13 protein-coding genes are annotated in these 10,682 nt (G+C 59.6%); 4 read left to right on the forward strand and 9 right to left on the reverse strand.

What is annotated here, in order from left to right; genetic code table 11:
* Positions 1-30: 30 nt before the first annotated feature.
* Positions 31-792, forward strand: a complete 762-nt coding sequence (locus PMI16_RS14595) for a 3-oxoacyl-ACP reductase family protein (protein WP_007880778.1) — start codon at positions 31-33, stop codon at positions 790-792.
* Between the two features lie 170 nt (positions 793-962).
* Here the strand turns inward: PMI16_RS14595 and trpC are convergent, their stop codons facing one another.
* The 7 genes from trpC to rpe form a co-directional block, all read right to left on the reverse strand.
* Positions 963-1,763 carry an indole-3-glycerol phosphate synthase TrpC gene (gene trpC / locus PMI16_RS14600; RefSeq protein WP_007880780.1) on the reverse strand — a complete coding sequence of 267 codons (801 nt, stop codon included), beginning with the start codon at positions 1,761-1,763 and terminating at the stop codon, positions 963-965.
* 20 nt (positions 1,764-1,783) lie between these two features.
* Positions 1,784-2,416, reverse strand: coding sequence for a LysE family translocator (locus PMI16_RS14605; RefSeq protein WP_007880781.1), 633 nt, complete (start codon positions 2,414-2,416; stop codon positions 1,784-1,786).
* A 27-nt stretch (positions 2,417-2,443) separates the two neighbouring features.
* Positions 2,444-3,481: an anthranilate phosphoribosyltransferase gene (gene trpD, locus PMI16_RS14610; protein ID WP_007880782.1), complete on the reverse strand. Its 1,038-nt coding sequence runs from the start codon at positions 3,479-3,481 to the stop codon at positions 2,444-2,446.
* Between the two features lie 38 nt (positions 3,482-3,519).
* Positions 3,520-4,095, reverse strand: coding sequence for an anthranilate synthase component II (locus PMI16_RS14615; protein WP_007880783.1), 576 nt, complete (start codon positions 4,093-4,095; stop codon positions 3,520-3,522).
* Entirely contained in the window at positions 4,096-5,607 is a 1,512-nt protein-coding gene (trpE, locus tag PMI16_RS14620) for an anthranilate synthase component I (RefSeq protein ID WP_007880785.1), read from the reverse strand. It lies immediately after the preceding gene.
* A gap of 304 nt (positions 5,608-5,911) precedes the next feature.
* Positions 5,912-6,580, reverse strand: a complete 669-nt coding sequence (locus PMI16_RS14625; RefSeq protein ID WP_007880786.1) for a phosphoglycolate phosphatase — start codon at positions 6,578-6,580, stop codon at positions 5,912-5,914.
* A 27-nt stretch (positions 6,581-6,607) separates the two neighbouring features.
* Positions 6,608-7,270 carry a ribulose-phosphate 3-epimerase gene (gene rpe, locus PMI16_RS14630; protein ID WP_007880787.1) on the reverse strand — a complete coding sequence of 221 codons (663 nt, stop codon included), beginning with the start codon at positions 7,268-7,270 and terminating at the stop codon, positions 6,608-6,610.
* A gap of 147 nt (positions 7,271-7,417) precedes the next feature.
* On the opposite strand from rpe, the gene apaG reads away from it, so the two are divergent.
* On the forward strand, positions 7,418-7,792 hold the full coding sequence (gene apaG / locus PMI16_RS14635; RefSeq protein ID WP_007880788.1) for a Co2+/Mg2+ efflux protein ApaG: 375 nt from the start codon (positions 7,418-7,420) through the stop codon (positions 7,790-7,792).
* A gap of 4 nt (positions 7,793-7,796) precedes the next feature.
* On the opposite strand, the gene PMI16_RS25940 is transcribed toward apaG, so the two are convergent.
* Positions 7,797-7,946, reverse strand: a complete 150-nt coding sequence (locus PMI16_RS25940; RefSeq protein ID WP_157212649.1) for a hypothetical protein — start codon at positions 7,944-7,946, stop codon at positions 7,797-7,799.
* Positions 7,947-7,955: 9 nt separating this feature from the next.
* Here PMI16_RS25940 and mltA point away from each other — a divergent pair, with 9 nt between their 5' ends.
* Positions 7,956-9,155, forward strand: coding sequence for a murein transglycosylase A (mltA, locus tag PMI16_RS14640; protein WP_007880805.1), 1,200 nt, complete (start codon positions 7,956-7,958; stop codon positions 9,153-9,155).
* Between the two features lie 87 nt (positions 9,156-9,242).
* Here the strand turns inward: mltA and PMI16_RS14645 are convergent, their stop codons facing one another.
* The gene (locus tag PMI16_RS14645) at positions 9,243-9,680 is read right to left on the reverse strand and encodes a universal stress protein (protein ID WP_007880806.1); all 438 of its coding nucleotides are present in this window, start codon (positions 9,678-9,680) and stop codon (positions 9,243-9,245) included.
* A gap of 171 nt (positions 9,681-9,851) precedes the next feature.
* Between PMI16_RS14645 and PMI16_RS14650 the strand changes: the two genes are divergently transcribed.
* A complete protein-coding gene (locus PMI16_RS14650) occupies positions 9,852-10,628 on the forward strand; it encodes an enoyl-CoA hydratase (protein ID WP_007880807.1) in 777 nt (258 codons plus the stop codon).
* The last annotated feature ends 54 nt before the right edge of the window (positions 10,629-10,682 follow it).

Below are 10,682 nucleotides of genomic sequence, written 5' to 3' on the forward strand. Positions count from 1 at the left end.
ATTCTTTCTTACCCAACAAGGAGCAATATCATGACTGCAAACATCAACACCAATCTGACCCTGAAAGATAAAGTTGCCTTCGTGCAAGGCGGTTCGCGCGGCATCGGCGCCGCCATCGTGGAGCGTCTGGTGCAGGAAGGCGCCATCGTCGCTTTCACCTACGTCAGCTCGCCCGACAAAGCGCAGGCGCTGGTCAGCAAAGTCGAAGCCAAGGGCGGCCGCGCACTGGCGATCCAGGCCGACAGCTCGGACACCGCAGCACTGCAACAAGCTATTCGCATCGCCGCCGAAACCTTCGGTCGTCTCGACATTCTGGTCAACAACGCCGGTGTACTGGCCTTGGGTTCGGTCGAAGAGTTCAAGCTGGAAGACCTGGATCGCACGCTCGCTGTCAACGTGCGCAGTGTATTCGTGGCGACGCAAGAGGCAGTGCGCTTCATGGGTGAGGGCGGCCGCATCATCACCATCGGCAGCACCAACGCCGACCGCATGCCGTTTGCCGGCGGCGCGGTGTACGCCATGAGCAAGTCGGCCATCGTCGGCCTGACCAAGGGCTTGTCGCGCGACCTCGGTCCACGCGGCATCACCGTCAACAACGTGCAGCCTGGCCCGGTCGACACCGACATGAATCCGGCCGACAGCGATTTCGCTGAAACACTGAAGGGCCTGATGGCCTTGCCGCGTTATGGCAAGGCTGAAGAAATCGCCAGTTTCGTGGCGTATCTGGCCGGTCCGGAGGCGGGCTACATCACCGGCGCCAGCCTGATGATCGACGGCGGCTTCTCTGCTTGATACTGCCTCTGTTTTGATCGCAAAAAAGCCGTCGTCCCAGAGAAAGCTGGGACCCAGTGTCGTTATTTGCACATATCAAACTCATGTGCTCACAACAGAAGTCACTGGGTCCTGACTTTCGTCAGGACGACGGCGTTTCTATTTTGGGTGTGTTGGTGTGGAACTGACGATCAGGCAAACAGGCGCGCCAGCTCGACACCCGGTTCCGGCGCGCGCATGAAGGCTTCGCCGACCAGGAAGGCGTTGACGTTGGCGTCGCGCATGCGCTTGACGTCGTCCGGCGTGGCGATGGCCGATTCGGTCACGACCAGTTTTTCCGGCGGAATGCGCGGCAGCAGGTTCAGCGTCGTGTCCAGCGTGGTTTCGAAGGTGCGCAGGTTGCGGTTGTTGATGCCCAGCAGCGCGGTCTTGAGTTTCAGCGCGGCGTCGAGCTCGGCGCCGTCATGGACTTCCACCAATACGCTCATGCCGAGTTCGTGCGCACAGGCTTCGAGTTCGGCCATCAGGCCGTGGTCGAGTGCGGCGACAATCAGCAGGATGGCGTCGGCGCCCCAGGAGCGCGCTTCGTAGACTTGATACAGATCCATCATGAAGTCTTTGCGCAGCACCGGCAGCGTGCAGGCGGCGCGCGCCTGTTTGAGGTATTCCGGCGCACCCTGGAAGAATTGCACGTCGGTCAGCACCGACAGGCATGCCGCACCATGGGTGGCGTAGCTGACGGCGATTTCAGCCGGCTTGAAATCGGGACGGATCACGCCTTTGGAGGGCGAAGCCTTTTTGACTTCGGCGATGATGCCGGCATTGCCTGCGGCGATCTTGCCGCGCACGCCGGCTTCGAAGCCGCGCAATTGTGCACGCGCCTCGGTGTCGGATTCAACGTCGCGACGCAGGCTGGCGAGATCGCGGTGCTTCTTTGCTGCTTTGACTTCCTCGGCTTTGACGTCGAGGATTTTATCGAGAATGTCTGACATGAAGATTCCTTGGTTGCTGCTTATTTGCGTTGATCGAGTGCAAGACGAAACGCCAATGCGCCCAATGTCAGTCCCATGACATAGCGCTGCGCCCGCATCCAGCCGGGATTATTCGAGAAAAAACTGGCAATGGCGCTGGCGGTCAGGATCAGCATGCCGTTGACGGTGAAGCTGACGGCGATCTGCGTCACGCCCAGCGTCAGGCTTTGCAGCATGACGTGACCATGTTCGGCATGAATGAACTGCGGCAGGAAGGACATGTAAAACATCGCCGCCTTGGGATTGAGCAGATTGGTCAGGAAGCCCATGCGGAACAAGGTCGCATTGCTGTCGTGCGGCAGGTTCTGCGTCTGGAACGGCGACGCGCCGCCCGGCCTGAGCGCATTCCACGCCATCCACAGCAGATAGGCCGCACCGAGATACTTGATCAGGTCGTAGGCTAGCGGTACGGCGAGGAACAACGCCGTCAGGCCGAATGCGGCCGCCAGCATGTGCACGATGAAACCGGTCGCCACGCCGAGCAGGGAAATCATGCCCGCTGCGCGCCCTTGGCAAATCGAGCGGGACACGCAATACATCATGTTGGGGCCGGGCGTGAGCACCAGCACCAATGCCGCCAGCGCAAAAATCATCAGGTCGTTCAGGGGAATCATGGTGTGCGCCTTTCCGTCGATAAGGGATTAATGCTTGCCGCCCAGTTGCCGCGTCACGTTTACAAATTGCTCGACCTTGGCCAGCGCCGCGCCGGAGGCGATGGTTGCGCGCGCCTTGCTCAAACCGTCTTCGATCGACGTCGCGATGCCTGCTGCATACAGCGCCGTGCCGGCATTGATGGCGACGATGTCGTGCACCGGACCCGGCACGCCCTTGAGCGCTTCGAAGATTTTTTCCTTCGACTCGGCGGCGTTGGCGACCTGCAGGTTGCGGCTGGCGAACATGCTCATGCCGAAGTCTTCCGGATGGATTTCATATTCGCGGATTTCACCGTTGACCAGTTCGCCGATCATGGTGGCGCCGCCCAGCGTGACTTCATCGAGGTTGTCGCGGCCCCAGACCACGATCGCGTGTTGCGCGCCCAGGCGTTGCAGCACGCGCACCTGGATGCCGACCAGATCCGGATGGAACACGCCCATCAGGATGTTCGGCGCGCCGGCGGGGTTGGTCAGCGGTCCGAGGATGTTGAAGATGGTGCGTACGCCGAGTTCCTTGCGCACCGGCGCGGCGTGTTTCATTGCCGCGTGGTGGTTCGGGGCGAACATGAAGCCGATGCCGGTCTGGGCGATCGATTGCGCGACTTGTTCCGGCTGCAGGTTGATGTCGGCGCCGAGGGCTTCGAGCACGTCGGCGCTGCCCGACGACGACGATACGCTGCGTCCGCCGTGCTTGGCGACGCGCGCGCCGGCTGCTGCGGCGACGAACATCGATGCGGTGGAAATGTTGAAGGTGTGCGCGCCGTCGCCGCCGGTGCCGACGATGTCGAGCAGCTTGCTGGTGTCGGCCATCGGCACCTTGGTGGCGAACTCGCGCATGACTTGCGCGGCGGCGGCGATTTCGCCGATGCTTTCTTTCTTGACGCGCAGGCCCATGGTGAGCGCGGCGATCATTACGGGCGACATTTCGCCGCTCATGATCTGGCGGAACAGCGTCAGCATTTCATCGTGGAAAATTTCGCGGTGCTCGATGCAGCGCAGTAAGGCTTCTTGTGGCGTGATGGACATGATCTTTTTCTCGAATGGTGTGATGTGACCGGCCGCGCTCAAGAGCGCGCGGTGCCGGTCAGGAAGTTCTTCAGCAAGGCGTGGCCGTGTTCGGAGAGGATCGATTCGGGGTGGAACTGCACACCCTGCAAATCGAATTCCTTGTGGCGCACGCCCATGATTTCACCATCGTCGGTCCATGCGGTGACTTCGAGGCAATCGGGCAGCGACGCGCGCTCGATGGCCAGCGAGTGATAGCGGATCACGGTGTAAGGGCTCGGGATGTCCTTGAAAACGCCGACGCCGGTGTGGGCGATCTTCGATGTCTTGCCATGCATGACTTGCTTGGCGCGCACGACATTGCCGCCGAAGGCTTCGCCGATGGCCTGATGGCCGAGGCAGACGCCGAGGATGGGCAGCTTGCCGGAGAAATGCTTGAGCAGGTCGATGCAGATGCCGGCTTCCTTCGGGCTGCAGGGACCGGGCGACAGGCAGATGCGTTCGGGATTGAGTTTTTCGATTTCGGCTAGCGTGATCTCATCATTGCGGATGGTCAGCACTTCTTCGCCGAGCTCGCCGAAATACTGGACGATGTTGTAGGTGAAGGAATCGTAGTTGTCGATCATCAGCAGCATTTAGATTTCTCCATCCAGTCCGTCTTGCACTTGTTCGGCAGCGCGCAGCACAGCCCGCGCCTTGTTTTCGGTTTCTTCCCATTCCATTTCCGGCACCGAGTCGGCGACGATGCCGGCCGCTGCCTGCACGTACAGCGTGCCGTCCTTGATGACGCCGGTGCGGATCGCGATCGCGACATCCATCTCGCCGCCGAACGACAGGTAACCGCAGGCGCCGCCGTAGATGCCGCGCTTGGTCGGTTCGAGTTCGTCGATGATTTCCATCGCGCGTACTTTCGGCGCACCCGACAGCGTGCCGGCAGGGAAGGTGGCTTTCAATACGTCCAGATTCGACAGGCCGGGTTTGAGCAAGCCTTCGACGTTGGAGACGATGTGCTGCACGTGGGAATATTTTTCGATGACCATCTGGTCGGTGACCTTGACGCTGCCGGTGGTGGCGATGCGGCCGATGTCGTTGCGCGCCAGGTCGATCAGCATGACGTGTTCGGCGATTTCTTTCGGATCGGCCAGCAGCTCGGTTGCCAGCTGGGCGTCGCGTTCCGGGGTCGAACCGCGTGGGCGGGTGCCGGCCAGCGGACGGATGGTGATCTTCTTTTGCGCTTCGCCGTCGGAAGTCTGGCCGATGGTTTCGTTGCGGACGAGGATTTCCGGCGAGGCGCCGACGATCTGCATGTCGCCGAAGTTGTAGAAGTACATGTACGGCGACGGGTTCAGCGAACGCAGCGCGCGGTACAGCATCAGCGGCGAGTCGACATAGGATTTCTTCAGGCGCTGGCCGATCTGCACTTGCATCAGGTCGCCGGCCATGACGTATTCCTTGGCTTTGGCGACGGCCTTCAGATACTCGTCCTTGGGGAATTCGCGGACGGTTTCGGTACGCACCGAACCGCTGGTGACCGGCGCATCGGCCGCGCGGCGCAGCATGGCGCGCAAGTCCCTGAGGCGTTGGCGGCCCTTGCTGAAGGCTTCCGGTTGCGACGGATCGGTGTAGACGATGAGGTAGAGCTTGCCGGAGAGATTATCGATGACGGCCAGTTCTTCGGTGACCAGCAACTGGATGTCGGGCAGACCGAGATCGTCTTTCGGCGCGCTGTCGGCCAGGCGCTTTTCGATGTAGCGCACTGCGTCGTAGCCGAAGTAGCCGGCCAGGCCGCCGCAGAAGCGCGGCATGCCGGGGCGGATAGCAACCTTGTAGCGCGACTGGAATTCGGCGATGAACTCGAGCGCGTTGCCTTCAAGCGATTCGATGATCTTGTCGTTCTTCAGGACTTCGATCTTGTTGCCGAAGCTGCGCAGCTTGGTCGTGGCCGGCAGGCCGATGAAGGAATAGCGACCGAAACGTTCGCCGCCGACCACCGATTCCAGCAGGAAGGTGTTCTTGCCGGCATGCTGGGTTTGCGCCAGTTTGAGGTAAAGGGTCAGCGGGGTTTCCAGGTCGGCGAAAGCTTCGGCGATCAAGGGAATGCGGTTATAGCCTTGCGAGGCCAGCGATTTGAATTCGAGTTCGGTCATCGTTTCTCTCCAGGACCGCTATTGTAAGACGGCTTGCGGGTTGCCGGACGACTTGAAGCGTCCTGGCAAGCGCGCGCCTAATAACAGTAAGCAGTATTTTTAAACAGGGGTGTGTTGCAAAAAACTTGCTGGTCGCGGGAGGAAAAGAAGAGCGGGAGCGGCCAGCAGCTGACGTGGGTTAGTTAGCCCAGGATTGCCAGCGTCGCCACAGCCAAGCCTCAGGGGCGGCTGATTTGTTGGCGTTGAGTTTTTTGTCGAGAAACATTTGTCAGTGGTCTTTAGATAATAATGACTACGCTAATGCTTAAGAAATTTGGTGCGCTGCATCCAGCAGCGTTGGAACTATACCATCGGAATCGACGTTGTGTATAGATTCGCCGTGATTGTAGCCGTAGGGCACGTTCAGCACCCGGCAACCCGCGGCCCGCGCGGCTTGCGCGTCGTTGGACGAATCGCCGATGGCGACCACTTGCGCCGGTTGCAGGGCGAAATCTGCGCAAACCTGCAGCAAAGGCAACGGATCCGGTTTCTTTTTCGGCAAGGAATCGCCGCCGTAGATCACGTCGAAATAGGGATACAGGCCTTTTTTGTCCATCAGCGGCAGGGCGAACGCAATCGGTTTGTTGGTCACGCAGGCCAGGCGCAGGCCCTTGGCCTTGAGCGCCTGCAGGCCTTCGATCACGTTCGGATAGAGCGTGGCGTAATCGCCGTTGATGGCGAGGTAATGCTCCTGATAGGACGCGAGGGCTTCTTCGAAGCGCTGTTCCACACCGTCTTCGTCGTAATCGACGGCCAGTACGCGGCGCATCAGGTTTTCCGATCCCTTGCCGACAAAATTGACGATGGTCTGCATCGCCAGCGGCCCCAGGCCCAGGTCGGCGCGCATGCGGTTGACCGCGACGTGGAAATCCGGCGCGGTGTCGAGCATGGTGCCGTCGAGGTCGATGATGGCGGCTTTGATGTTGTCGAGCATGGGATCTTCTTTGGACGATTATTTCGATTATTTGGCCAGTTCGCCGCGCATGGCGTCGATCACGGCCTTGTAATCCGCCTTGCCGAAGATGGCGGAGCCGGCCACGAAGGTGTCGGCGCCGGCCTTGGCCGCGGCGGCGATATTGTCGATTTTGATGCCGCCGTCGACTTCCAGCATGATGTTGCGGCCGGATTCGTCGATACGGCGGCGCACGGCGGCGATCTTCTTCAGCGCTTCAGGAATGAAAGACTGGCCGCCGAAGCCCGGATTGACGGACATGATCAGAATGATGTCGATCTTGTCCATCACGTGGTCGAGGAAATGCAGCGGCGTGCCGGGATTGAACACCAGGCCGGCCTTGCAGCCGTTGTCGCGGATCAGTTGCAGCGAGCGGTCGATGTGTTCCGAGCCTTCCGGGTGGAAGGTGATGATATTGGCGCCGGCCTTGGCGAAGTCGGGAATGATGCGATCCACCGGTTTGACCATCAGGTGCACGTCGATCGGCACCTGCACGTGCGGGCGGATGGCTTCACACACCAGCGGGCCGATCGTCAGGTTGGGAACATAATGGTTGTCCATCACGTCGAAGTGGATAATGTCGGCGCCGGCAGCGACGACATTGCGGACTTCTTCGCCCAGGCGGGCGAAATCGGCGGACAGGATACTGGGGGCGATACGGTAGGTAGGCATGGCGATATGGCTCTGGTAGGGCGATGGTACGATTAAAGATGCGCTATTTTACCCGTTCGCCGTGCCCCGGTTTTGTTGCAAGCCTTGCACTTGCGGTTGTTTTCGTGTGGAATGGGCTTGGCTTTTTACAAAATCGAGGAAATCCGCATGGCGACGTATGAGTTTACGGTGACGGTCAAGACGCAGTACCTGGAAGAGCAATCCGACCCGGCACGTTCACATTATGTGTTTGCTTATGCGATCACGATCGTCAATACCGGACAGGTGCCTGCCCAGCTGATTTCGCGCCACTGGATCATCACCGACGCCAATAACCACACCGAGGAGGTGCGCGGTCTGGGCGTCGTTGGGCATCAGCCGTTCCTGCAACCGGGGGAACAGTTCGAGTACACCAGCGGGACGTCGCTGAAGACGCCGCAAGGTTCGATGCACGGAGAATATTTTTGCGTCGCCGAGGATGGCGAACAATTCGACGTGAAGGTTCCGGAATTTATCCTGTCGCTGCCACGCACGCTGCACTAAGCGTTCAAGCCTGATTGTTGTCTTTTTTATCGCCTGGATTTTTTGTCTGAACGGATTGATCCGGCTTGCGTCCGGAAAACATGGTCCACCAGACGATGAAGACGAAGATAAAGAAGGCGCCGCCGGCTTCGAGTATTAACCACCACATTTTCACGTTTCCTCAATGTCACTTATTCAAAAGAGCAATCGCACCAGTTTACCCGCATTGGCCGTCATCGTCGCTTTATGTCTGGCCGCTTGCACGACGACGCGTCCGCTCCCACCTGTGACGCAGCCGACCGTTCCCGGCAAGCCGACAACGCCGGTTCTTCCAGAAACCCAGGCGCAGACGCTGCAAAGAAGCACGTTTGACGCCATGCCGGGCTGGGATCGCGATGAGGTGCGCGAAGCCTGGCCGGCTTTCCTGACTTCCTGCCAGACGCTGGTTCGCCGCCCGGAGTGGAAAAACGCGTGTACCACCGCACGCCAGGTCAATGCCAACGACGAAGGCGCCATCCGCGCGTTCTTTGAGTCCGGTTTCACGCCTTACAAGGTATTCAATCCGGACGGCAGCGATACCGGTCTGGTCACCGGCTATTACGAACCGTTGCTGCGGGGATCGCGCAAACGCGGCGGCCCGTATCAGACGCCTCTATATAAGGCGCCGGATGATTTGCTGACGATCGATCTGGCGAGTCTTTATCCGGAATTGAAAAACATGCGCCTGCGCGGCCGCGTGGTCGGCAACAAGGTCGTTCCTTATTTCTCGCGCGCCGAGCTGCTGCAGTCGGGAGCCTTGAACGGCAAGGAGCTGGTCTGGGTGGATGATCCCGTGGAGGCTTTTTTCCTGCAGGTGCAAGGCTCCGGTCGCGTGATTCTGGAGGGATCTCAGGAGACCGTGCGTCTGGCCTATGCCGACCAGAACGGCTATCCCTACAAGTCGATTGGCCGCTATCTCGTCGACAAGGGAGAGATGACGCTGTCGCAGGCGTCGGCGCAAGGCATCAAAGCCTGGGTGATCGCCAATCCGTCACGCCAGAACGAACTGTTGAACGTGAATCCCAGCTATATTTTCTTCAAGGAAGAAAAGATTGCGGATCCGTCGAAGGGGCCGAACGGCGCGATGGGTTTGCCGCTGACCGGCCAGCGCTCGATTGCCGTTGACCGCCAGTATATTCCGCTGGGCGCGCCGGTATTTTTGGCGACGACGCAGCCGAACAGCGATGCGCCTTTGCAGCGCCTGGTGTTGGCGCAAGATACGGGCGGTGCGATTCGCGGCGCGGTGCGGGCGGATTATTTCTGGGGGTTTGGCAATGAAGCCGGCGAAAAGGCCGGGGCGATGAAGCAGCGCGGGATGATGTGGGTGTTGCTGCCCAATCCCTGAGGTTGTGCTCGCAAGATAGAGAAAACCCGGCTTGTCTTATAAAGGCAAGCCGGGTTTTCTTATGGGCGGAAGATAGGGGGGGGGCGATCAGCGCAGGACCAGGACGGGGACGGAAGAGTGCGCGAGCACCTTCTGCGTCTTGCTTCCGAGAAACAATCTGCTCAGGCCGCTGCGCCCGTGGGACGCCATGAAAATCACGTCGCAATTGAATTTCTTGGCGGCGTTGACGATTTCTTCGTCCGGGGCGAACGACAGGACGGTTGTCGTTTCGCAGTCTACGCCGGCAGCCTGGGCGGCGTCGGCGATTTTCTTCACGTTTTGTTCGGCGAGAGTGCGGACGTTCTCTTCATAGATGCCGGGATCGATCGCCATGGAGCTTTCGGCCAATGGCGAGAAGGGATAGGGTTCTGCGACTGAAATGCCGATGATCCTGGATTTGCAGTGCTGCGCGTAGTCGATGGCGTTGGCGATAGCCTTGTCCGAGCGCTCCGATCCATCCGTTGGTACAAGAATGGTCTTGAACATGTGATCCTCCTTTGTTGTGGTGAAGGGGGTACTCTCAGTATAGGCTCAGACCTCGACCGCGCGAACAAATTCCTCGCCGCCCTTTGATCTTGCGCAAGTTTCATTGGCGGTACAATCAGCGAAGCAAGAATATTTCACTTCCGTGCTATCCCCATATGTAGAGGAGACCAGATGAGCTACGAAAACATTTTGACCGAGACGCAAGGCAAAGTCGGCGTGATCCGCCTCAATCGCCCCAAGGCGCTCAATGCCCTGGACGATCTGTTGATGACCGAGTTGGGCGAGGCGCTGCTGGCGTTCGACGCGGACGAAGCGCTGGGCTGCATCATCATCACCGGCAGCGAGAAGGCATTCGCCGCCGGCGCCGACATCAGCGTGATGGCCGGCTATAACTATATGGATGTGTTCAAGGGCGAGTTCATCACGCGCAACTGGGAAACCATTCGCCGCGTGCGCAAGCCGGTGATTGCCGCAGTAGCGGGTTACGCCCTTGGCGGCGGCTGCGAGCTGGCCATGATGTGCGATTTCATTATTGCGGCTGATACCGCCAAGTTCGGCCAGCCGGAAGTGAAGCTGGGCATCGTTCCCGGCGCAGGCGGTACGCAGCGCCTGCCGCGTGCTGTTTCGAAGGCGAAGGCAATGGACTTGTGCCTGACCGGCCGCATGATGGATGCGCAGGAAGCCGAGCGCGCAGGCTTGGTGTCCCGCGTCGTTGCCGCCGACAAGCTGATGGACGAGGCGCTGGCCGCGGCCATCACGATTGCCGACATGTCGCAGCCTGTGGTTGCGATGGTCAAGGACTCGGTGAATCGTGCGTATGAATCGACGCTGTCCGAAGGCATCAAATATGAACGCGCAATGTTCTACAGCTGCTTTGCCACGGAAGATCAGACAGAAGGCATGAAAGCCTTCCTGGAAAAACGTCAGCCGACGTTTAAGAACCAATAATTTGTTGTTCTTGTTTGTCGGAAAATCAGGCCCATCCCGTCAGGGATGGGCCTG

Source organism: Herbaspirillum sp. CF444, assembly GCF_000282135.1.
Taxonomy (GTDB): domain Bacteria; phylum Pseudomonadota; class Gammaproteobacteria; order Burkholderiales; family Burkholderiaceae_D; genus Herbaspirillum.

What these genes read in the sequence shown, in the direction of transcription:
- PMI16_RS14595 (WP_007880778.1), top strand. Translation starts at nt 31, where the DNA reads ATGACTGCAAACATCAACACCAATCTGACCCTGAAAGATAAAGTTGCC.
- trpC (WP_007880780.1), bottom strand. Translation starts at nt 1,763, where the DNA reads ATGTCAGACATTCTCGATAAAATCCTCGACGTCAAAGCCGAGGAAGTC.
- PMI16_RS14605 (WP_007880781.1), bottom strand. Translation starts at nt 2,416, where the DNA reads ATGATTCCCCTGAACGACCTGATGATTTTTGCGCTGGCGGCATTGGTG.
- trpD (WP_007880782.1), bottom strand. Translation starts at nt 3,481, where the DNA reads ATGTCCATCACGCCACAAGAAGCCTTACTGCGCTGCATCGAGCACCGC.
- PMI16_RS14615 (WP_007880783.1), bottom strand. Translation starts at nt 4,095, where the DNA reads ATGCTGCTGATGATCGACAACTACGATTCCTTCACCTACAACATCGTC.
- trpE (WP_007880785.1), bottom strand. Translation starts at nt 5,607, where the DNA reads ATGACCGAACTCGAATTCAAATCGCTGGCCTCGCAAGGCTATAACCGC.
- PMI16_RS14625 (WP_007880786.1), bottom strand. Translation starts at nt 6,580, where the DNA reads ATGCTCGACAACATCAAAGCCGCCATCATCGACCTCGACGGCACCATG.
- rpe (WP_007880787.1), bottom strand. Translation starts at nt 7,270, where the DNA reads ATGCCTACCTACCGTATCGCCCCCAGTATCCTGTCCGCCGATTTCGCC.
- apaG (WP_007880788.1), top strand. Translation starts at nt 7,418, where the DNA reads ATGGCGACGTATGAGTTTACGGTGACGGTCAAGACGCAGTACCTGGAA.
- mltA (WP_007880805.1), top strand. Translation starts at nt 7,956, where the DNA reads ATGTCACTTATTCAAAAGAGCAATCGCACCAGTTTACCCGCATTGGCC.
- PMI16_RS14645 (WP_007880806.1), bottom strand. Translation starts at nt 9,680, where the DNA reads ATGTTCAAGACCATTCTTGTACCAACGGATGGATCGGAGCGCTCGGAC.
- PMI16_RS14650 (WP_007880807.1), top strand. Translation starts at nt 9,852, where the DNA reads ATGAGCTACGAAAACATTTTGACCGAGACGCAAGGCAAAGTCGGCGTG.